This is a genomic window from Blastomonas sp. CCH1-A6 (assembly GCF_001556365.1).
GTDB classification, from domain to species: Bacteria; Pseudomonadota; Alphaproteobacteria; order Sphingomonadales; family Sphingomonadaceae; genus Blastomonas; species Blastomonas ursincola.
On the sequence record NZ_LSIS01000356.1, the window covers coordinates 1 to 20,364 of the forward strand.

Annotated in this window: 17 protein-coding genes and 1 pseudogene; 8 read left to right on the top strand and 10 right to left on the bottom strand. The window is 66.7% G+C overall.

Annotated features, from left to right (window positions below; genetic code table 11):
* Positions 1–23: 23 nt before the first annotated feature.
* From AX735_RS16800 to AX735_RS16815, 4 genes and pseudogenes are all read right to left on the bottom strand, one after another.
* Positions 24–1,145: pseudogene (locus tag AX735_RS16800) on the bottom strand (helicase HerA-like domain-containing protein); the annotation flags it as partial.
* Between the two features lie 328 nt (positions 1,146–1,473).
* On the bottom strand, positions 1,474–2,472 hold the full coding sequence (hemH, locus tag AX735_RS16805) for a ferrochelatase (protein ID WP_066282549.1): 999 nt from the start codon (positions 2,470–2,472) through the stop codon (positions 1,474–1,476).
* A 26-nt stretch (positions 2,473–2,498) separates the two neighbouring features.
* The gene (locus AX735_RS16810) at positions 2,499–4,802 is read right to left on the bottom strand and encodes a molybdopterin cofactor-binding domain-containing protein (RefSeq protein WP_066282552.1); all 2,304 of its coding nucleotides are present in this window, start codon (positions 4,800–4,802) and stop codon (positions 2,499–2,501) included.
* Between the two features lie 6 nt (positions 4,803–4,808).
* Positions 4,809–5,789, bottom strand: coding sequence for an Mrp/NBP35 family ATP-binding protein (locus AX735_RS16815; RefSeq protein ID WP_066282591.1), 981 nt, complete (start codon positions 5,787–5,789; stop codon positions 4,809–4,811).
* Between the two features lie 146 nt (positions 5,790–5,935).
* On the opposite strand from AX735_RS16815, the gene hflK reads away from it, so the two are divergent.
* From hflK to phbB, 4 genes are all read left to right on the top strand, one after another.
* A complete protein-coding gene (hflK, locus tag AX735_RS16820) occupies positions 5,936–7,102 on the top strand; it encodes an FtsH protease activity modulator HflK (RefSeq protein WP_066282554.1) in 1,167 nt (388 codons plus the stop codon).
* A gap of 11 nt (positions 7,103–7,113) precedes the next feature.
* Positions 7,114–7,953: a protease modulator HflC gene (hflC, locus tag AX735_RS16825; protein WP_420542527.1), complete on the top strand. Its 840-nt coding sequence runs from the start codon at positions 7,114–7,116 to the stop codon at positions 7,951–7,953.
* Between the two features lie 145 nt (positions 7,954–8,098).
* The gene (locus AX735_RS16830; RefSeq protein WP_171007843.1) at positions 8,099–9,625 is read left to right on the top strand and encodes a Do family serine endopeptidase; all 1,527 of its coding nucleotides are present in this window, start codon (positions 8,099–8,101) and stop codon (positions 9,623–9,625) included.
* 322 nt (positions 9,626–9,947) lie between these two features.
* Positions 9,948–10,670 (top strand): acetoacetyl-CoA reductase, encoded by a 723-nt coding sequence (gene phbB / locus AX735_RS16835; protein WP_066282596.1) that lies wholly within the window; start codon positions 9,948–9,950, stop codon positions 10,668–10,670.
* 57 nt (positions 10,671–10,727) lie between these two features.
* Here phbB and AX735_RS16840 read toward each other — a convergent pair whose 3' ends face one another.
* A complete protein-coding gene (locus AX735_RS16840) occupies positions 10,728–11,921 on the bottom strand; it encodes an ABC transporter permease (protein ID WP_066282564.1) in 1,194 nt (397 codons plus the stop codon).
* The gene (locus tag AX735_RS16845; protein WP_066282568.1) at positions 11,914–12,858 is read right to left on the bottom strand and encodes an ABC transporter ATP-binding protein; all 945 of its coding nucleotides are present in this window, start codon (positions 12,856–12,858) and stop codon (positions 11,914–11,916) included. The genes AX735_RS16840 and AX735_RS16845 overlap by 8 nt, the downstream gene beginning before the upstream one ends.
* 77 nt (positions 12,859–12,935) lie before the next feature.
* Between AX735_RS16845 and queG the strand changes: the two genes are divergently transcribed.
* Genes queG through dapD form a run of 3 tightly spaced genes read left to right on the top strand, consistent with a single transcriptional unit; the run spans position 12,936 to position 15,609 of the window.
* On the top strand, positions 12,936–14,081 hold the full coding sequence (queG, locus tag AX735_RS16850; protein ID WP_066282599.1) for a tRNA epoxyqueuosine(34) reductase QueG: 1,146 nt from the start codon (positions 12,936–12,938) through the stop codon (positions 14,079–14,081).
* A 14-nt stretch (positions 14,082–14,095) separates the two neighbouring features.
* Entirely contained in the window at positions 14,096–14,770 is a 675-nt protein-coding gene (locus tag AX735_RS16855; protein WP_066282605.1) for a pyrimidine 5'-nucleotidase, read from the top strand.
* Positions 14,767–15,609 carry a 2,3,4,5-tetrahydropyridine-2,6-dicarboxylate N-succinyltransferase gene (dapD, locus tag AX735_RS16860; protein ID WP_066282576.1) on the top strand — a complete coding sequence of 281 codons (843 nt, stop codon included), beginning with the start codon at positions 14,767–14,769 and terminating at the stop codon, positions 15,607–15,609. The genes AX735_RS16855 and dapD overlap by 4 nt, the downstream gene beginning before the upstream one ends.
* Positions 15,610–15,677: 68 nt before the next feature.
* Here the strand turns inward: dapD and gltX are convergent, their stop codons facing one another.
* Genes gltX through AX735_RS16880 form a run of 4 tightly spaced genes read right to left on the bottom strand, consistent with a single transcriptional unit; the run spans position 15,678 to position 19,374 of the window.
* Positions 15,678–17,003 carry a glutamate--tRNA ligase gene (gene gltX, locus AX735_RS16865; RefSeq protein WP_066282578.1) on the bottom strand — a complete coding sequence of 442 codons (1,326 nt, stop codon included), beginning with the start codon at positions 17,001–17,003 and terminating at the stop codon, positions 15,678–15,680.
* A complete protein-coding gene (locus tag AX735_RS16870; protein WP_137776193.1) occupies positions 17,003–17,416 on the bottom strand; it encodes a type II toxin-antitoxin system VapC family toxin in 414 nt (137 codons plus the stop codon). The genes gltX and AX735_RS16870 overlap by 1 nt, the downstream gene beginning before the upstream one ends.
* Positions 17,413–17,673, bottom strand: coding sequence for a type II toxin-antitoxin system Phd/YefM family antitoxin (locus tag AX735_RS16875; RefSeq protein WP_066282584.1), 261 nt, complete (start codon positions 17,671–17,673; stop codon positions 17,413–17,415). Before AX735_RS16875 ends, AX735_RS16870 begins: the two co-directional genes overlap by 4 nt.
* Before the next feature lie 45 nt (positions 17,674–17,718).
* Positions 17,719–19,374 carry an NAD+ synthase gene (locus AX735_RS16880; RefSeq protein WP_066282587.1) on the bottom strand — a complete coding sequence of 552 codons (1,656 nt, stop codon included), beginning with the start codon at positions 19,372–19,374 and terminating at the stop codon, positions 17,719–17,721.
* Positions 19,375–19,521: 147 nt separating this feature from the next.
* Between AX735_RS16880 and AX735_RS16885 the strand changes: the two genes are divergently transcribed.
* Positions 19,522–20,364: ribose-phosphate pyrophosphokinase (locus tag AX735_RS16885; protein WP_066282589.1), on the top strand; the 843-nt coding region annotated here is incomplete at its 3' end.

Consider the following 20,364-nt stretch of genomic DNA (forward strand, 5'->3'; position numbering starts at 1 on the left):
GCCCTCGATCACCCAGCGCACGCTGATCCGCCCTCCAGCAGCGTCGAGACCAAGGCTTCGCCGACCTTGAGCTCGGTGATCGCGGTGGCGACATCGAGATCGGGGTTGATGCGGAAGGTGTCCGCCGCGGCCTTGATCGCCTTCTGGTCGCGCGGGGTGAAGGCGCGCAGCGCGTGCTGCACGCGGTTGCCGAGCTGGCCTGCGACCTTTTCGGGAATGTCGATCGGGTTCTGGGTGATGAAATAGACGCCGACGCCCTTGGAGCGGATCAGGCGCACGACCTGCTCGATCTTCTCTTCCAGCGCTTCCGGCACATCATCGAACAGCAGATGCGCCTCGTCGAAGAAGAAGACGAGCTTGGGCTTGTCGGGGTCGCCGACTTCGGGAAGCGTCTCGAACAGTTCGGACAGCAGCCAGAGCAGGAAGGTGGCGTAGAGCTTGGGGCTCTGCATCAGCTTGTCGGCGGCGAGCACGTTGATATAGCCGCGGCCCTGGTCGTCGCAGCGCAGGAAATCGTCGATCTCCAGCGCCGGTTCGCCGAAGAACTGCGCCGCGCCCTGGCTTTCGAGCTGGAGCAGCTGGCGCTGGATGGTGCCGACGCTGGCCTTGGTGACATTGCCGAACCGCGCCGACAGCTCGCTTGCGTTCTCCGCCGTATAGGCCAGCACCGCTTGCAGATCGGCCAGATCGAGCAGCAACAGCCCCTGTTCGTCGGCATAGCGGAAGGCGATGTTGAGCACGCCTTCCTGCGTATCGTTGAGGCCCATCAACCGCGCCAGCAGCAGCGGCCCCATTTCGCTGATCGTCGTGCGAATGGGGTGGCCCTGCTCGCCGTACAGATCCCAGAACACCGCCGGGTTATCCGAATAGGCAAAGCCCTCCAGCCCGATTTCCGCCGCGCGGGCGACCAGCTTGTCGTGGTTCTTGTGCGTGGGCGATCCGGGCATCGCGATGCCGGCCAGGTCGCCCTTCACGTCGGCGACGAAGACAGGCACGCCCTCGGCGGAGAAGCTCTCGGCAATGCCCTGCAGCGTGACGGTCTTGCCGGTGCCGGTCGCCCCCGCGATCATCCCGTGCCGGTTCGCGCGCGACAGGACGAGCATCTGCTTCTCGCCGCCGCCCAGGCCTAGAAAGATGTCGGACATGCCATTCCCCTGCTGATCGTGCTGGGGCCGGTATGCCGCGCCGATGGGGGCAAGTCGAGGGCGAGGGTGTGTAAACTGTGACCACCGCCGCTCAGCCTGAGCCTGCCGAAGGCCCCGCGCCAAGGGTTCCAATCACACCATCGTCATTCCCGCGAATGCGGGAATCCCGCTTGCTTGTGCCGATCGATCCGAGAAAGCGGGACCCCCGCCTGCGCGGGGGTGACGTGTGGATTGGTCGGAGCGGCGGTGGAGGCCTTCGACAGGCTCAGGCTGAGCGGGCGGGGGTGAAGGGCCAGGCGCTGCGGGATTCGCTCAAACCCAGCCCGCCTCAAATCCAGCCCGCGAGCTCCCGCCGCACCAGCGTCTCGAGCATGTCCATCCCCTCGGCGCTGGCATTGAGGCACGGCAGGTACGCGAATTTCTCGCCGCCTGCATGCTCGAACTGCTCGCGGCCCTGGATCGCCAGCTCCTCGAGCGTTTCGAGGCAATCGACCGAGAAGCCCGGCGCGACGATGGCGATGCGCTTGACGCCCTTGCGCCCCAAGGCCTCGAGCGTCGCGTCGGTCGCAGGCTCGAGCCATTTGGCGCGGCCGAAGCGCGACTGGAACGAGACGATCAGGTTGCGCCCCATCGCCTCGCTCAGCAGGCGCGCGGTCTTGCGGCACTGGCAGTGATAGGGATCGCCCAGATGCAGCGTGCGCAGCGGCATGCCGTGGAAGCTGGTGACGATCTCCTCGGGCTCGAAATCGAGCGAGGCGATCGCGTGCTCGATATTGCGCTTCAAGGCATCGATATGCGCCGGATCGTCATGATAGGCAGGCAAGGTGCGGATCGCGGGCTGCCAGCGCATCGCCTGCAGCACCTCGAACGCCTTGTCGTTGGCGGTGCCGGTGGTCGCGCCCGAATATTGCGGGTAGAGCGGGGCGAGCAGGATGCGGTCGCATCCGGCGTCCTTCATCGCCTTGATCCGCGATTCGATCGAGGGCTGGCCATAGCGCATCGCCAGATCGACCAGCACGCCTTCGCCCAGCCGCTCCTGCAGCGCCTCGGTCTGGCGGCGCGAATAGACCATCAGCGGCGATCCGTGATCGGTCCAAACCTCGGCATAGGCGGCGGCGGATTTCTGCGGCCGGGTGTTCAAGATGACGCCGCGCAGCAGCGGCTGCCAGACGATCGCGGGGATCTCGACCACGCGCTTGTCCGAGAGGAACTCGCCCAGATAATCGCGCACCGCCTTGGTCGTCGGGGCTGCGGGCGTGCCGAGGTTGATCAGCAGCACGCCGACCTTCGGCTTCAGGATCGGCGGATGCTCGGGCGGCGGTGCCATGCCCGACCGGGAAATTTCGCTATCGCTCACAGGCCACCTGACAGCAGGGGCAGCTGGCGAAGGCGCAGGCCGGTTGCCGAAGCGAGCGCATTGGCGATGGCAGGCGCCACGGCGGGCACGCCGATCTCGCCCAGCCCCGCAGGCGGCTCCTGGCTTTCGATAAGGTCCACACGGATCTCCGGAATGTCCGCGAGCAGCGGCAGGGAAAGGTCATTGAGCGCTCTGGCATCGGGATAGCCATCGGTCCAGCCGGTGGCGCACCCCATCGCCATAGCAAGGCCGAATATCATGCCGCCCTCTATCTGTTGCAAGGCTATGTCGTGATTGATGATGCGTCCGGCATCGACCACGGCGGAAAGCCGCTCCACCCGGAAGCCGCCGCGCCCGGTGCCGCCCTGCGCGCCGTCGCTCGCGCGCGAGGCGCTGGCGATCACCGCGATATGCGCGCCGTTCCACGAACAGCAGGCGACGCCCTGGCCGCTATTGTCCATGCCGCCATCCCATTCGCCCAGCCCCGCGACGCGGGTGAGGCAATTGGCGAGGCGGATATTCTGGCCCAGCATCTGCACCCGGTAGGACAAGGGCTCGCGCCGTCCGCGCGATGCCAGCTCGTCGATAAAGGTTTCGGTGACGAACACGCCATAGCTTGCCGCGTTGCCGCGCCAGCGCCCCGTCGGCACGTCGATGCGCACCGGATAATGGTCGATCGCGAGATGCGGGATGTCATAGGGCACCATCGCGCCTGCCACCGCCATGCGGTCGGCTTCGCCGCTGGTCGTCTCGATCGCGTCCGTCGGACGCGCGTCCTCGAACAGCCGCTGCGCGAATTCGCGTGCGCTGGGCGGGCAGGCAATCTTGATAGAAAGCGCGCGGATGTTCGCCTCGGTGTCGGTCAGCGCGGCGACGCGCGCGGCGGCGGGCGTGCGCACCGGGTCGCGCGCGGATTCCTCCAGGCGCGAGCGCATGAGCTGCACCGGGCGGCGCAGATCGCGCGCGAGGATCGCGGCAGGGGCGACCAGATCGTCGTCGAGCCTGCGGTCGAAGGATCCGCCTGCGGGCATCGGATAGATCTGCACATTGGCAAGAGGAATGCCGAGCGCGGCGGCGGCGCGGCGGCGCGCGACCTGCGGGGCCTGGCTCGCGACCCATAGCTCCAGCCGGTTGTCGGCAAAGCGCGCGGTGACGGCGCCCGTCTCCAGCGTCGCATGCGGCGCGGCGGCGATGGCGTAGCGCGCCGCCAGCCCCTTGGCGGAGGCAAAGCCTGCATCCTCCTCGCCGCGCGCGAACATCCGGTAGCCGGTTCGTCCGCCCTTGTCCGGCCCGTCGAGCGCCTTGTCGAGCCGCTCGGCAATCTGTTCGCCGCTAAGCTTTCCGCCGATATGCGCGAAGCGCGGGCGCAATAGCCGCACCGCCTTGTCCGCGCCCCACCAGCTGGTTGCGACCGCCGCCACCCAGTCCTCGCCCTGGACCACGTCGATCAGTCCGGTGACACCGTCCGCCGGCTTGCGGCTGACGCTTTCGAGACGCACCGCGCCGACCGGCCCCTGGCGGATCGCGGCATAGACCATGTCGGGCAGGCGCACATCACCCGCAAAGCTGGCGCTGCCATCGACCTTGGCGGGCAGGTCGAGCCGCGCGAACGGTGGCGCATCGCCGATCGGTTCGGCGCGGACATTGCCGGGCAGGGTGGTGCGCAACGGCGCCGGGCTGGGCACGGGATAGCCCACCGCTTCTTCGGCCAGCTCGGCAAAGCGCAGCTTCTCGTTGCCCCAGACGACGAACCCGTCGCGGGTATCGGTTTCCTCGACCGCAGCACCCCAGCGATCCGCCGCCGCCTGGCACAGCATCGCGCGCGCGGTCGCCGCTGCGGCACGATAGCTCGGCTCGTACGCGATCACTTCGGTATCGCCTGCGGTTACGACAAAATCGCGCATCGCCGCCCAGCGGCGGATCAGGATGTCGTTCTCGTCGGGCTGAAGCGTCCATCCGCTCGGCATCAGCAGTGGCATCCATTCGCTCGCCAGCCGGTTGTTGGCAAAGACCGGAACGGGCGGCGCGGGTTCGAGTGCGATCGTGCGCCAGTCCGCGCCCAGCTCTTCCGCCACGATCTGCGCGAGCACGGTACCCACGCCTTGGCCCATTTCGCAATGCGGATTGCCGACGATCACCGTGCCGTTGGTGGCGATGCGCAGGAACGCGCCGAAGGCCGCCTCGCCTTCGGCAAAGCCGGGCGAATCGTCATAGCGGCGCGGCCAAAGTGCCCAGGCGACGGTCAATCCCGCCCCGGCCGCCGCCGTGATCAGCAGCCCGCGCCGCGTGATCAGCGCCATGGTCGCTCAGCCCGCCTTACCGAAGCGGTTGTCGATCCAGGTCGAGATGCGCGCGGCGATGCTGCCGAACGCATCGGCGATCAGCCCCTCGCCCGAGGCCGGCGGCACGCCCGCGTCCGATGACTTGCGGATCGCCATGTCGAGCGGCACCCGGCCAAGAAACGGCAGGTTCATCGACTTGGCCGCCGCTTCCGCGCCGCCGATGCCGAACGGATCGGACAGCTCGCCGCAATGTGGGCAGACATAGCCGGCCATGTTCTCGATCAGCCCGATGATGGGAACGCTGCCCTGTTCGAACAGGCTGATCGCGCGCACCGCGTCCATCAATGCCAGATCCTGCGGGGTGGACACGATCACCGCGCCGGCGGGCTTGTGCTTCTGCAGCATGGAAAGCTGCACGTCGCCCGTGCCCGGCGGCAGGTCGACGATGATGTCGGTCACGTCGCCCCAATGCGCGTCGATCAGCTGGCCCAGCGCATTGCCCGCCATCGGCCCGCGCCACGCGATCGCCTGGCCCGGCTGCACCAGATGCCCCATAGAGAGGATCGGCACGCCATAATCATTGGGCACTGGCACCAGCTTCTGGTCGCGCGCGGTGGGCTTCACATCCTCGCAATCGAACAGGCGCGGCTGCGACGGACCATAGATATCGGCATCGACCAGCCCGACCTTGCGCCCGGCACGGTGCAGTGCGACCGCGAGATTGGCCGAAAAGGTCGACTTGCCGACCCCGCCCTTGCCAGAGCCCACCACGATCAGCCGGGGCGGGCGACGCTCGGCGGTCATCGCGACCTGCACCTTGCTCACACCCTCGAGCTTGAGCAACGCGCCCTTGACCGCAATCTCCAGTCTGTCGCGCGCAAGCGGCTCGAGCCCTGCCACGTCGAGCACCAGCGATACCACGCCGCCATCGCGCAGCTTGACCGCGCTGGCGCGTCCTTCGCTGGCGCCTGCCGCTACGGCCTCGATCTCGTTCAGCTCTGCCATCAGTTCCTCGCGCATGAAGCGGTGTGCGCCCCCGAGCCAGCTCTGCTCGTGATCGCTCCGCCCCGCCTAGACGAAATGCGGGTCAACGCACAATACAAGCGCACGAACCCCCTGTTTTTTGCGAAGGCACAACCTATAAAGGTCCTATGACAAGACTGACCGGGTGGTTCCCCCGCATATTGACGATGGCCAATAACAGCCCCTGGGGCAGCGGATCGGGAGGTTCGGGCGGCTCCGGCGATTCCGGTTCGGGTGGCAGCGATGGCGGCGGAACCGGCGGCGGTTCCAACGGCGGCGGTCCGCGCAACCCCTGGCAGCCTTCCGGCAATGGCGGCAGCGGCGGCCGCAAGCCCAACAATATCGAGGACCTGTTCAAGCGTCGCCCGGGCGGCGGAGGCGGCGGTGGTTTCCGCGGCGGCGGCTTTGGCGGCCTGCCCAAGCGTCCCAATGGCAAGAGCTATGTGCCGATCGCGATCGGCGCGGTCGTCGTCGCCTGGCTGGTGCTGTCGAGCTTCCACCGCGTCGGCCCGCAGGAGCGCGGCGTCGTCACCTTCCTCGGCAGCTATTCGCGCACGGTCGAGCCCGGCATCGCGCTGACGCTGCCCGCGCCGATCGAATCGTTCGAGACGGTCGACGTGCAGAACATCCGCACCATCGACATTCCCGCCGCAGGCACGCAGGAAAACCTGATCCTCACCGGCGACCAGAATCTCGTCGATCTCGCCTATTCGGTGCGCTGGACGATCAAGGACCCCACGCTCTACCTGTTCCAGCTGGCCGACCCCGAAGCGACGATCCGCGAGGCCGCCGAAGCCGCGATGCGCGCCAGCGTCGCCGAAGTGACGCTCGACGATGCCATCGGCCCCGGCCGTATCGAGGTCGAGCAGAAGGTTGAGCAGCGGATGAAGGAGCTGCTCGACAGCTATCGTTCGGGCATCCAGGTGCAGGGCGTCGCGATCAAGAAGGCCGACCCGCCCGAAGCGGTGAACGAGGCGTTCAAGGCCGTGTCCGCCGCGCAGCAGGAAGCGCAGACCTATCTCAACGAGGCGCGCGCCTATGCGCAGCAGCTCACCGCCGCTGCCCAGGGCGAGGCCGCCGCGTTCGACAAGGTGTACGAGGAATATCGCCTCGCGCCCGAAGTGACGCGTCGCCGCATGTATTACGAGACCATGGAGCGGGTGCTGTCCAAGCTTGACAAAACGATCATCGAACCGGGCAATGTGACCCCGTATCTGCCGCTGCCCGAGCTGCGCAAGAAGATGCAGGAGAGCACAACCGTCGAAGCTCCTCGTGCGCAGGGAGGCTCGAACTGATGAACGGCCTGATGCAACGCCCCATGCTGCTGCTGGGCCTTCTCGCCCTGGTGCTGATCGTCATCGCCAGCTCGGTCGCGATCGTGCCCGAAACCAAGCAGGCGGTGATCGTCCGCTTCGGCCAGCCGGTGCGCACCTTCAACGTCTATCGCGACAATGAAGAATTCGGGAAGACCGGTGCGGGCCTGATCGCGCGCATTCCGTTCGCCGAGCAGATCGTGTGGGTCGACAAGCGCGTGATCGCGGTCGAGATGGAGCAGCAGCAGGTGCTCTCCACCGACCAGCTGCGGCTAGAGGTCGATGCCTATGCCCGCTTCCGCATCGTCGATCCCGAGCGCATGTACGTCTCGGCCGGAAGCGTCGAGCGCGTCGCGGCGGAGCTCCGCCCGATCCTGGGTTCGGCGCTGCGTAACGAGCTCGGCAAGCGCCAGTTCGCCGCCTTGCTGAGCCCCGAACGCGGCGGCATCATGGACCGCATCCAGGCTGGGCTTGATCGCATTGCGGCGCAATACGGCGCGCAGATCGTCGACGTGCAGATCAAGCGCGCCGACCTGCCGCAGGGCACGCCGCTGCAGAGCGCGTTCCAGCGCATGCGCACCGCACGCGAGCAGGAAGCGCGCACGATCACGGCGCAGGGCCAGAAGAACGCCCAGATCATCCGGGCCGAGGCCGATGCATCCGCATCGCGTACCTACGCCAACAGCTTCGGCAAGGATGCGTCCTTCTATGAATTCTACCGCGCGATGCAGAGCTATGAGCGGACGTTCCTGGGAGGATCGGGCGAAACCTCGATCATCCTGTCGCCGAACAACGAATATCTGCGGGAATTTCAGGGTCGGGGGAACCGATAAGAGCCCGGGCGCGTGAATCCGCGCCCATCATTCAATCTGCGTTCAGGCGCGGATTGCAAACCGAATATTGCCATGGCGTGTGCCGGTTTTCCGGCGTTCTGGGGCACGCCGATGGTCGCTTCTTGTAGATGAAGAGGATTTGTACGTGCGATATGCCTATGCAGTGACGTCGGCCCTTTTGCTGGGTGGCAGCGCGATCGTTCTGGCGACGGGCCAGCCGCTGGGCGCGCAGGTGGCGCAGAACGACCAGAGCGCGATGCTCGCCGCAGCCCCCCGTCCCGGCGCGCCGATGAGCTTTGCCGATCTGACCGAGCAGTTGCAGCCCGCGGTGGTCAACATCTCGACGCGCCAGCGCGTGCGCGTGCCCAACAACCCGTTTGCCGGAACCCCGTTCGGCGGCCTTTTCGGCGCACCCGAAGGCGGTGGCGGCGGCACGCGCGAGGCGCAGTCGCTGGGATCGGGCTTCATCATTTCGGCCGATGGCTATGTCGTCACCAACAACCACGTGATCGCCGCCGAAGGCAATGCCTCGGTCGAATCGATCACCGTGACCATGCCCGATGGCACCGAATATCCCGCCCGGCTGATCGGCCGCGATCCGCAGTCCGATCTGGCGGTGCTCAAGATCAGCGGCACCAAGCCCTTCCCGTTCGTGCGCTTCGGCGATTCGACCAAGACCCGCGTCGGCGACTGGATCATCGCGATCGGCAACCCGTTCGGCCTCGGCGGCACGGTGACCTCGGGCATCATCTCGGCGGTCTATCGCAACACCGGCCAGGGCGGCGCCTATGACCGCTATCTGCAGACCGACGCCGCGATCAACCGCGGCAATTCGGGCGGCCCGATGTTCGACCTCAATGGCAATGTCATCGGCATCAACAACGCCATCATCTCGCCCACCGGCGGCAGCGTCGGCATCGGCTTCGCGATTCCCGCAGAGGTCGCAGCGCCCATCGTCGAGAAGCTGCGCAGCGGCTCGGCGATTGAGCGCGGCTATCTCGGCATCGGCATCAACCCGCTGACCGATGATCTCGCCGCATCGCTCGGCCTGCCCAAGCGCCGTGGCGAATTCGTCCAGCGCGTCGAGCCGGGTGAAGCCGCCGAAAAGGCTGGCATCAAGGCGGGCGACGTCGTGGTTTCGGTCGATGGCAAGGATGTTACCCCCGACCAGACGCTGTCGTTCATCGTCGCCAACACCGCGCCGGGCAAGCGCATCCCCGTCGTCGTCATCCGCAATGGCGAGCGGCTGACGCTCAACGCCACCGTGGGCCGCCGTCCGAGCGAGGAAGAGCTCGCCGCGCAGACCTTCAACCCCGAAGCGGCGGAAGACTTCTCCGACCAGGACGAACAGGACAGCGAAACCGCCACACGCCAGGCGCTGGGCATGGCTGTGACCGAACTGACCCCGCAGATCGCGCGCCAGATCGGTGTGCCGCCCGAGCTCAAGGGCGTGGTCGTCGCGGCGGTCGATCCGTCGGGCGATGCCGCTACCAAGGGCATTCGCCGGGGCGACGTGATCCTCTCGATCAACAACCGCCCGGTCGCCACCTCGGCCGAGGTCGACCGCGTGATCGCCGAGGCACGTTCGGCCAATCGCGAGGCGGTGCTGCTGCGCGTCCAGCGCCGCACCGGCCAGCCGCAGTTCCTGCCTGTGCGCCTGCGCACCAAGTAACGGCGGGATCGATCGTCGAACCAAAGGGGCGGTGCCGCAAGGTGCCGCCTTTTTTGGTTCACGCGAAGACGCGAAGGCGCGAAGATTCTCGATCTGGAACGCTGTTCTCCGGCGAAAGCCGGAGCCCAGGAATCCGGTTGCTCTACATCGCTTCTGGACTCCGGCTTTCGCCGGAGAACGGATTTCTTCGCGCCTTCGCGTCTTCGCGTGAACCCGAAGTTGCGCCGCTAACACTTCCCGTCCGCGTCAACTTGTCTTGCGCGCGACGCCTTCCTAGTGTGGCCGCGAATGCACCGATTTCCGGGCAAGGAGGAGGATGAAGATGGGCCGAATCGCAATCGTGACTGGCGGGACGCGCGGCATTGGCGAGGCGATCAGCCTGGCGCTCAAGGATGCCGGCGCGCATGTCATCGCCAGCTATGGTGGCAATGACGAGGCGGCAAAGGCCTTTTCCGATCGCACCGGAATCGCGGTGCAGAAATGGGATGTGGGCGATCACCAGCAGAGCATGGACGCGGTCGCCAGGATCGAGGCGGATCATGGCCCGGTCGACATCCTGGTCAACAACGCCGGCATCACCCGTGATGCCACGATGATGAAGATGACCTGGGAACAGTGGGACGAAGTGATTCGCGTCGACCTGTCCGGCTGTTTCAACATGGCCAAGGCGTGCTTCCCCGGCATGCGCACGCGTGGCTGGGGTCGCATCGTCAATATCGGCTCGGTCAACGGCCAGGGCGGGCAGATCGGCCAGGTCAACTATGCCGCCGCCAAGTCGGGCATCCACGGCTTCACCAAGTCGCTGGCGATGGAAGGCGCGAAATATGGCGTCACCGCGAACGCGATCGCGCCGGGCTATATCGCGACCGAAATGCTCTCGACCATTCCCCAGAACGTGATGGACAAGATCGTCGCGCAGATCCCGGTCGGACGGCTTGGCCAGGCCGAGGAAATCGCGCGCGGCGTGGTGTTCCTGACCGCCGAGGAAGCCGCGTTCATCACCGGATCGACGCTGTCGATCAACGGCGGCCAGCACATGTACTGATTTGGCCAGCAGCCAGCAAAGGGGCCGCGCCGTGATGCCGTCGCGGCCCTTTTTGCGTCAGTTGCGCGCGAACATCCCTGCGATCAGCCCGCGCTTGCCGCCGCCCGATTTGAGCACGTTGCGGCGGAACAGCTTTGCCCCGAAGCGGATCAGCAGCAGCACCCAGAAGGCCTGCCAGCCAAGCGCGAGCAAGTGCTGCCACAGCACGTCCTGCTGCGCCGCGCGCGCCAGCATCGCGAAGGGCGAGCTGAACGGAAAGATCGCCGCGACCAGCTCGATCGGCTCGCCCAGCCGGGTGACCGAGAACGAGGCGAGGAAGAAGAACACCAGCTGGCCCATGGTCGCGGGCATCGACAATGTCTGTACCTCGCGCACCGTGCTCGCCATCGATCCGATGCCGAGGAACAGCGAGCCGAGCAGCAGATAGGCCATGGCGAAATAGGCGACGCCCAAAGCCAGGAAGGCGGGCCAGCCGATCGCGGGCATCGGCAATGGCGGCAGGCCATTGGCCGCGAGCAGGATCGCGACGAGCGCGAGCGAGGTCCAGCAGGCAATGCCGATCATCGCCATGCCCAGCATCGCGAACAGCTTGCCGAGGAAGATCGCGTCGATCGGCACTGCGGCGGCGAGGATCTCGATGATCTTGTTGGTCTTTTCCTCGACCAGGTTGGACAGCACCATCCCTGCGAGCAGCATGGTGAGCAGCACCAGCAGCGCCTGGCCGACCTGCGCGGTGACCAGCCGGCCCTGCTCGACCGAGCCGCTGCTTTCGGTGACCAGCCGCGTCGTGATCCGCGCCGGGGCGGCACTATCGCCTTCGCGCGCGCGCTCGACCAGTAGCTCGAGCGGGCCTTTCCACCGCTCGACCTCGTCCTTCGTGCCGATCAGCCTCGGCTCGGCCAGGCTCCCGGTGAGCACGCCCAGATAGCGCGTATCCTCGCCCGATTTGATCACGCTATCGGGATTGTCGGTCTGGACCGCGACCAGCACCGGCACGCGCTGTTCGCCCAGCTGCTTTGCCAGGCTGGTGCGCGCCTTGAGCGCGGCGGCGCTGTCGGCCGCATCCATCACCAGCGCGAAGCTGTTCTTGTCGATATCGCGCGCGACCTGCCCGCCGATGCTGCCCGCCGCGATGCCGATCGCGAGCGGGAAGATCGGGCCCAGGAGGAAGAAGAAGAACGCCTTGGAAAAGATGATCGCGGCAAAGTCGCGCCGGGCGATCACCCAGGAGGCGCGGAGCAATTCAGGCATCGGCGCTCTCCTGCTGCTGGTCTTCCTCGAGCTGGCGTGCGGCATCGGCCCCGGCGATGGCGACAAAGGCATCGTGCAGCCCGGGCCGCTCGATCGACAGCGACTGGATGCCGGCCTCGCCCTCGATCAGCGCGCGCAGCAGCGGCTCGACCCCGGTCTCGGGCAAGGTGAAATGCCAGAAATGCCCCTCAGGCACCGCATCGGCGGGCAGCGCCGCGCGCCAAGGCCCGTCGAGCGCGCGCGTTTCCAGCCGCACCTGCGGGCGCAGCCGGTCGCGGGCTTCGGATACCGATCCGGCAAAGGGCACCTTGCCGCCGGCGATGATCGCGATGCGCTCGCACAGCCGCTCGGCATGCGCGATGACGTGCGTGGAGAAGATCACGGTAACGCCGCGTGCCGCCTGGGCGCGGATCATCCGTTCGAGCTTGGCCTGGTTGAGCGCGTCGAGGCCGGAAAACGGCTCGTCAAGCACGATCAGCTCGGGATCGTGCACCAGAGTGCCGAGCAGTTGCACCGTCTGCGCCATGCCCTTGGAGAGCGTGCGCACCTCCTTGTCCGCCGCCTTGCCCAGGCCATGCTCCTCGAGCATCGCGCGGCCGCGCTTGCGCCCCTCGGCGAGCGGCAGCCCGCGCAGCGCGCCCATGAAGGCGATGGCGTCATAGGCCTTCATCGAAGGGTAGAGCCCGCGCTCCTCGGGCAGATAGCCGACCCGCCGCGCGACATCGAGCGGATGATCGGTGCCGAGCAGGGTGCGCGTCCCCTCGTCGGGATCGACAATGCCGAGCAACATGCGCAGCGTCGTGGTCTTGCCTGCACCATTGGGGCCGAGAATGCCGAAGATGCTGCCGGCGGGAACGGTCAGGTCCACCCCGTCCACCGCGCGCTGCCGCCCGAAAATTTTGACGAGGCCATGCGCTTCGATGGCGTTGGCGGTCACGGGCGATCCTTGCTCAAGCGTCTCTCCGGCGGGCCGTCGCACTTGGTTGCGGCCCGCCAATCGGGTAGCGGATGAGCATGGCGAGCGGCAAGCGAAACCTTGAGGCGGAAATAGCGGCGGAAGCGGCGAAGCTGGGCTTTGCCAATTGCGGCTTTGCGCCCGCGACGCTCGGCCCCGAGAATGCCGCGCGCTTCCAGCAATGGCTCGAGGGTGGCTGCCATGGCGACATGCTGTGGATGGAGGGGCGCGCCGACCAGCGCGCCGAGCCGAAGGTGCTGTGGAGCGATGTGCGCTCGGTGATCATGCTAGGGATGAGCTATGCGCCGGGGCGCGATCCGTTCGCGCTGGCCGAGCATCCCGATCGCGCGCGCATCTCGGTCTATGCGCAGGGCGGCGATTATCACAAGACGGTCAAGTCCGCGCTCAAGGCACTCGCGCGCTGGATCGTCGAGCAGGTGAGCGACGCCGAGGTGAAGGTGTTCGTCGATACCGCGCCGGTGATGGAAAAGCCGCTCGCGATGGCCGCGGGCCTCGGCTGGCAGGGCAAGCATACCAACCTGGTCAGCCGCAGCCATGGCAGCTGGCTGTTCCTCGGCGCGATCTATACCACGCTCGAGCTCGCGCCGAGCGGCGCGGGGCGCGACCGCTGCGGATCGTGCACCGCCTGCCAGACGGTGTGCCCGACCGATGCGTTTCCGGCGCCCTATCGGCTCGATGCCCGCCGCTGCATCTCGTATCTGACGATCGAGCATGCCGGGCCGATTCCGCTCGAGCTGCGCGAAGGCATCGGCAACCATGTGTACGGCTGCGACGATTGCCTCGCGGTCTGCCCGTGGAACAAGTTCGCCGATGCCGCGCACCGCAACCGGGCCTTCCTGCCGCGCGCCGAGCTGGTTGCGCCCTCGCTCGCCGATCTGCTGGCACTCGACGATGCCGGTTTCCGCGCGCTGTTCTCGGGCTCACCGATCAAGCGCAGCGGGCGCGGGCGGATGGTACGCAATGCGGCTGTCGCGGCGGGCAATAGCGGCGATGCGGCGCTGGTCGCGCCGGTCACCGCGCTGCTCGATGATCCCGATCCGGTGGTGCGCGGCGCGGCGGTCTGGGCACTGGGGCGGCTCGATCCGGCGCGGGCGATGGCGGAACGCGCCAACCGGGCAGCGAGCGAATCCGATCCGTCCGTGCAGGCCGAATGGCGGCTTGCCGATGCGCCTCAGCCGGTCTAGGCGCTTTGGCCATCATGCGCCCGCCCTTCGATCATGTCCGCACCTGGATCTTCGATCTGGACAACACGCTCTACCCGGCGGAGACCGACCTGTTCGCGCTGATCGACGAGCGCATGGGGCAATATGTGTCCGAGCTGATGAAGGTCGATCTGGTCGAGGCCCGGCGCATCCAGAAGGATTATTACTACCGGCACGGCACGACGCTGGCGGGTCTCATGCTCGACCATGGCGTCGATCCGCACCATTTCCTCGATTATGTGCACGATATCGACATGGGCCGCGTTTCGCCCTGCTCGATCACCGCGCAGGGCCTGTCTCGGCTGCCGGGGCGCAAGCTCATCTTCACCAATGGCGATGTCAAATATGCATCGCGCGTGCTTGACCGGCTGGGGCTCGTGGACCAGTTCGAGGCGATCCACGACATTCACGCGACGCAATACCGGCCCAAGCCCGATGCCGCCGCCTATGCGAGCCTGGTCGATGCGCTCGACATCGATCCGGCGTCGGCCCTGTTCGTCGACGATCTGGCGCGCAACCTCAGGCCCGCCAAGCAGCTCGGCATGACCACGGTGTGGATGAACAACGGCTCGGACGGCGGCAATCACGAGCACGATCACGACTATATCGACCATGAAATTACCGCGCTGGGCGAGTGGCTCGCGGCGCTGACCGAGGAGACTTCTGCATGACCGATACCCTGCAAGCCCGTATCGAAGCCGCCTGGGAAGGCCGCGACAGCCTCGACACCGGCGCCGACAGCCCCGTGCGCGCCGACGTCCTCGAAGCGCTGAACCTGCTCGACAGCGGTGCGGCGCGCGTCGCCGAGCCCGATGGTCAGGGCGGCTGGCAGGTCAACCAGTGGCTCAAGAAGGCGGTGCTGCTCTCGTTCCGCTTGAACCCGATGGACCTGATCAGCGGCGCGCCGGGCGGCGCGAGCTGGTGGGACAAGGTGCCGAGCAAGTTCGACGGCTGGAGCGCGGACGAATTCAAGGCGGCAGGATTCCGCGCTGTTCCCGGTGCCGTGGCACGCCGCGGTGCGTTCATCGCCAAGGACGCGGTGCTAATGCCCAGCTTCGTCAATATCGGTGCGCATGTCGGCGAAGGCACGATGGTCGATACCTGGGCCACCGTCGGCAGCTGCGCGCAGATCGGTCGCAACGTGCACATCTCGGGCGGCGTCGGCATCGGCGGCGTGCTCGAACCGCTCCAGGCCGGACCGGTGATCATCGAGGATAATTGCTTCATCGGCGCGCGTTCGGAAGTGGCCGAGGGCGTGATCGTCGGCGAGGGCGCGGTGCTCTCGATGGGCGTGTATCTGGGTGCGTCGACCAAGATCGTCGATCGCGCCACCGGCGAGGTGCATTACGGCAAGGTGCCGCCCTATGCGGTGGTCGTGCCCGGCGCGATGCCCGGCAAGCCGCTGCCCGATGGCACGCCGGGCCCCTCGCTCTATTGCGCGGTGATCGTCAAGACCGTGGACGCGCAGACCCGCTCCAAGACCGGCATCAACGAGCTGCTGCGCAGCTGATTGGCCGGGCGGCGCATACGTCCCTCGACTTGGCCCTTTGGCTCAAGTCGAGGGACCAAAAAGCCAAGCTATCCCCCCAGACGCTCGAGCGCCCGATCCTTGCCGATCAGCGGCAGCAGCTCCGCCATGTCGGGGCCATGGTCCATGCCGGTGAGCGCGCGGCGCAGCGGCAGGAACAGCGTCTTGCCCTTGCGTCCGGTGCTCGCTTTCAAGGCCTCGGTCCAGTCCTTCCAGACCGTGGGGCCGAATTCAAGACCTTCCAGAACGCTGCGCGCCTCGGCCAGATAGGCAGCGTCCTCCGGCTCGGGCGCGGGCGCATCGACCGGCCCGGTGATGATCCGCCAGTAATCGCCGACCTCGCCCAGATGCGCGATATTGGGGCGAATCGCATGCCAGATCGCCTCGTCGATCTCCGGCGGGAGCTGGTCGGCGACCAGAGCATGATCGGCGCTGTGGACGAGCTGGCGGTTGATCCGCTCCAGATCCTCCTCGGCAAAGCGCGCGGGCGCGCGGCCGAAGCGCGCGAAATCGAACGTCTCGAGCAGCGCGGCGCGATCATGCAGCGGCTCGACCGGGTCCGAGGTGCCCAGCCGCGCGAGCAGCGCGACGATCGCCTGCGGCAAGATGTGCTTGTCGCGCAGCTCGCCCACGCCGAGCGAGCCGAGCCGCTTCGAGAGCTTGCCCTCCGCGCCGGTGAGCAGCGCCTCGTGCGCGAAGCGCGGCGGCGTGCTGCCCAGAGCGGTGAACATCTGCAGCTGGACGGCGGTGTTCGACACATGGTCCTCGCCGCGCACGACATGCGTGATGCCCATATCGACGTCATCGATCGCGGAGGGGAGCATGTAGAGCCAGCTGCCATCGGCGCGGCGGATGACGGGATCGGACAGGCTCGTAGCCTCGAATCTCTGGGGTCCGCGGACCAGGTCGTCCCAGGCGATGGCTTCGTCATGGTCAAGCTTGAACCGCCAGTGCGGTTTCAGCCCCTGCGCCTCCAGGTCGGCGCGCTCGGCGTAGCTGAGGTTCAGCGCGGCGCGGTCGTACACCGGGGGCAGGCCGCGCCCGAGCGCGATCTTGCGCTTGAGGTCGAGCTCCTGCGCGGTCTCGTAGCACGGATAGACCCGGCCCGCGTCGCGCAGTCGCTCGAACGCCGCCTCGTACAGCGCGCTGCGCTCGGACTGGCGATATTCGGCATCGGGCGAGAGCCCCAGCCAGGCAAGATCGGCGCGGATGCCGGTGACATATTCCTCGCGGCTGCGCTCGGCATCGGTATCGTCGATGCGCAGGATGAACGTGCCGCCGGTCTTCTTCGCCCACATCCAGTTGTGCAGCGCGGTGCGGATATTGCCGATATGCAGATGCCCGGTGGGGGACGGGGCGAAACGGGTGATGGTCATTATGCAATCAATTCCAGCTTTTCGTGGCGTGCGGCCTTAGCCAGCGCCTTGTCGAGAGTCATCAACGGCGCTTCTGCCCGGATGGCAAGCTCCAGATAGGCCGCATCATAGGCGGTCAGATCATGACGTGCCGCCAGTTCCATGCACGCCCCCCATGCATGCCGGTTCGTGCCGTCGTCCAGATGGATGCGGTAGTCGGAGAGGATGCTCAGTGCTCTTTCGAGCCTTTGGGCATCGATTCGCTTCCGGCGCAGGGCCGTACGGCCAAGGTTCAAAACCTCAAGCCGCCAGTGTTGGGGAACCAGCGCGCGCCCCTCGACCATCACAGGCATAAGTTGCGGCGGAATGTCGGGGGCTTCGTCTGGGAGGATCATCGGGCCGACGACGCTTGCGTCGATGACGCAAAGCTTCAACGCCGACCCTCGTTCTTCCAGGCGATCATCTCCTCGATCGTCGCCGTCTTGCCCTCTGCGCGTAATTCTTCGCGCAATTGCGCGAGAGCCTCCCAGGCCTTGCGCCCGCGCTCTTCGACCTCATCCTGATCGATGATCGGCACCAGCTTGGCAGCGGCCTTGCCGTGACGCGTGATGACGATCTCATCACCCTGCTCGGCAGCTGCGATGAATTCGGACACCTTGTCCTTGAAGATGGCGACGGGCACGTGGCGCATAAGATTCCTTTCGGCCAGAATTCTAGCCGAAAATCGGCGCGGCGTCTACGCCGTCCGGAACCGGTTGGTGATCGGATAGCGCCGGTCGCGGCCGAAATTGCGGATGCCCAGCTTCACCCCCGGCGGGGCCTGGCGGCGCTTGTATTCGGCGAGGTAGAGCAATCGTTCGATCCGCGCGACGGTCGCCTCGTCAAAGCCGCGCGCGACGATCTCGGCGACGCTCAGTTCCTCCTCGACCAGGCCGTGCAGGATCGGGTCGAGGATTTCATAGGGCGGCAGGCTGTCGTCGTCGCGCTGGTCGGGGCGCAGTTCGGCGCTCGGCGGCTTGGTGATGACGCTTTCGGGCATGACCGGGCCATCGGGGCCAAGGCCCAGCGGCGGCTTGTTGGCGTTGCGCCAGCGCGACAGGTCGAACACCGTCAGCTTGTACGCGTCTTTCAGCACATTATAGCCGCCCGACATGTCGCCATAGATGGTGGCATAGCCGACGCTCATCTCGCTCTTGTTGCCGGTGGTGAGCAGCATCGGGCCGAACTTGTTGCTCAGCCCCATCAGCGTGACCGCGCGGATGCGCGACTGGATATTCTCTTCGGCGAGGTCGGGCGCGCGTCCGGCAAAGCTGGGGGCCAGCATCGCATCGAACGCCTCGACCGCAGGTGCGATTCCGATCGTGTCGAGCCGACAGCCGAGCAGCCGTGCGCATTCGGCGGCATCGTCGAGGCTCTCCTGGCTCGTATAACGGCTGTGCAGCATCACGCACCACACCCGGTCCGCGCCCAGTGCATCGACCGCGACGGCGGCAGACAGCGCGCTGTCGATGCCGCCTGACAGGCCCAGCACCACGCCGGGAAAGCCATTGGAATTCACGTAATCGCGCAAGCCCACGATCATCGCGTGATAGACATCCTGCGGGAACGGATCGAGCGCATGGATTTCGCCCGGCGCGCAATGCCAGCCGCTCTGCGTGCGCGTCCATTCGGTGCGCACCGTCGCGGCCTCCCAGTCGGGCAGCTGATGGGCCAGCGATCCATCGGCGTTGAGCACGAACGACGCGCCATCGAACACGAGCTCGTCCTGCCCGCCGATACGGTTGAGGAACACCAGCGGCAGCCCGGTTTCGGCGACGCGGGCGCGGGCGACATTGTGCAGGCGGCGGTCGTCCTTCTCGATCTCGTAAGGGCTGCCATGCGGCGCGATCAGCAGCTCAGCCCCCATCGCCTTCAGATGGCCGCATACCCTGGGGAACCAGATGTCCTCGCACAGCGGCAGGCCCAGCAGCACGCCGCGGAACGGCACCGGTGATTGCAGCGGGGCCGAGGCGAACAGCCGCTTCTCGTCGAACGTGCCATAGTTCGGCAGCTCGTGCTTCAGCCGCACCGCCGCGATCTGCCCGCCGTCGAGCAGCGCGATTCCGTTGTAAAGCGCGCCCTCGCGCTGGAAGACGCTGCCCACCAGCATGGCCGGACCGCCATCGGCCGTGGCCGCTGCGAGCCGCTCGAGCTGCTCCTGCGCGCGGGCGATCAGCGCCGGTTTCAGCACCAAGTCTTCGGGCGGATAGCCGATCAGCTGCAACTCGGGAAAGACGACAAGGTCGCAATCCTGCGCCTCGGCGCGCGCCTGCAGCATCGCATCGGCATTGCGTGCCAGATCGCCCATGGTCTGCCCGCACTGGACAAGCGTGATGATAAGCCGGTCGGTCATGGCTGCGGGATAGGGGCTGGCCAGGGGAGCGGCAACAGCTTTTGATGGGAAGGGGCGAGCCGCCGCCTGCATTTCATCAAAGTTTCATCTTCCGGTTTGCGGACCATCTGGCTAAGGCGGGCGCGATCAAGGCAACGGGGAAGCCACATGAAAATCCTTTCCGGCAACAGCAATCTGCCGCTGGCGCGTTCCATCGCCGCCTATCTGGAAATGCCGCTGACCGATGCCAGCGTGCGCCGCTTTGCCGACGAGGAAATCTTCGTCGAGATTCACGAGAATGTGCGCGGCGAGGATGTGTTCGTCATCCAGTCGACCGGCTATCCCGCCAACGACAATCTGATGGAACTGCTGATCTGCATCGATGCGCTGAAACGGGCTTCGGCGCGGCGCATCACCGCGGTGATCCCCTATTTCGGCTATGCCCGGCAAGACCGCAAGCCGGGGCCGCGCACCCCGATCTCGGCCAAGCTGGTCGCCAACCTCATCACCGTGGCAGGCGCCGACCGCGTGCTGTCGGTCGATCTCCACGCCGGGCAGATCCAGGGCTTTTTCGATATCCCCACCGACAACCTCTATGCCGCGCCGGTGATGGCGGCGGACATCCAGGCGCGGTTCGGTGAGCACAAGCTGATGGTCGTCTCGCCCGACGTGGGTGGCGTGGTGCGCGCGCGTGCGCTCGCCAAGCGCCTCGACAACGCGCCGCTGGCGATCGTCGACAAGCGCCGCGAGCGCCCGGGCGAATCGGAAGTGATGAACATCATCGGCAATGTCGAGGGGCGCTTCTGCATCCTGATCGATGATATCGTCGACTCGGGCGGCACCCTGTGCAACGCGGCCCAGGCGCTCAAGGATGCGGGCGCGGTCGATGTGGTCAGCTATGTGACGCACGGCGTGCTCTCGGGCGGCGCCGTGGCACGCGTCAACAACAGCTCGTTGAAAGAGCTGGTGATCACCGATTCGATCCAGGCGACCGAGGCGGTTACCGAATCG

What these genes read in the sequence shown, in the direction of transcription:
- AX735_RS16810 (WP_066282552.1), bottom strand. Translation starts at nt 4,802, where the DNA reads ATGGCGCTGATCACGCGGCGCGGGCTGCTGATCACGGCGGCGGCCGGG.
- phbB (WP_066282596.1), top strand. Translation starts at nt 9,948, where the DNA reads ATGGGCCGAATCGCAATCGTGACTGGCGGGACGCGCGGCATTGGCGAG.
- AX735_RS16815 (WP_066282591.1), bottom strand. Translation starts at nt 5,789, where the DNA reads ATGGCAGAGCTGAACGAGATCGAGGCCGTAGCGGCAGGCGCCAGCGAA.
- AX735_RS16840 (WP_066282564.1), bottom strand. Translation starts at nt 11,921, where the DNA reads ATGCCTGAATTGCTCCGCGCCTCCTGGGTGATCGCCCGGCGCGACTTT.
- gltX (WP_066282578.1), bottom strand. Translation starts at nt 17,003, where the DNA reads ATGACCATCACCCGTTTCGCCCCGTCCCCCACCGGGCATCTGCATATC.
- hflC (WP_420542527.1), top strand. Translation starts at nt 7,114, where the DNA reads ATGCAACGCCCCATGCTGCTGCTGGGCCTTCTCGCCCTGGTGCTGATC.
- AX735_RS16855 (WP_066282605.1), top strand. Translation starts at nt 14,096, where the DNA reads ATGCGCCCGCCCTTCGATCATGTCCGCACCTGGATCTTCGATCTGGAC.
- hflK (WP_066282554.1), top strand. Translation starts at nt 5,936, where the DNA reads ATGACAAGACTGACCGGGTGGTTCCCCCGCATATTGACGATGGCCAAT.
- AX735_RS16875 (WP_066282584.1), bottom strand. Translation starts at nt 17,673, where the DNA reads ATGCGCCACGTGCCCGTCGCCATCTTCAAGGACAAGGTGTCCGAATTC.
- queG (WP_066282599.1), top strand. Translation starts at nt 12,936, where the DNA reads ATGGCGAGCGGCAAGCGAAACCTTGAGGCGGAAATAGCGGCGGAAGCG.
- AX735_RS16880 (WP_066282587.1), bottom strand. Translation starts at nt 19,374, where the DNA reads ATGACCGACCGGCTTATCATCACGCTTGTCCAGTGCGGGCAGACCATG.
- dapD (WP_066282576.1), top strand. Translation starts at nt 14,767, where the DNA reads ATGACCGATACCCTGCAAGCCCGTATCGAAGCCGCCTGGGAAGGCCGC.
- hemH (WP_066282549.1), bottom strand. Translation starts at nt 2,472, where the DNA reads ATGGCACCGCCGCCCGAGCATCCGCCGATCCTGAAGCCGAAGGTCGGC.